Raw genomic sequence first — 349 nt, forward strand, 5'->3', positions numbered from 1 at the left:
CCATTCGAAACAACACAGCTCTAAAACACAAGCTTGATTTTTGTATTACTCATACGCGTTTTGGAACCATTCGAAACAACACAGCTCTAAAACAGCTTTTGAAGGAGTGAGGTTTTCCCAACAGTTTTGGAACCATTCGAAACAACACAGCTCTAAAACCCTTATTGTGGTACTCCGCCTAGTGGTTTCGTTTTGGAACCATTCGAAACAACACAGCTCTAAAACAGAATATGTTCCATTTCCGAGGTCTTGCCCGTTTTGGAACCATTCGAAACAACACAGCTCTAAAACGTTTAATGAGGTGATTGGTGAAGATTGCTTGTTTTGGAACCATTCGAAACAACACAGC

1 CRISPR repeat array is annotated in these 349 nt (G+C 40.7%).

The window, feature by feature from the left end:
* A CRISPR array of direct repeats spans window positions 1–291; the repeat unit is 27 nt; unit sequence CCATTCGAAACAACACAGCTCTAAAAC.
* Window positions 292–349 lie beyond the last annotated feature (58 nt).

The sequence above is a fragment of the Streptococcus sp. HMSC066F01 genome, from assembly GCF_001837335.1.
Taxonomy (GTDB): Bacteria; Bacillota; Bacilli; order Lactobacillales; family Streptococcaceae; genus Streptococcus; species Streptococcus oralis_S.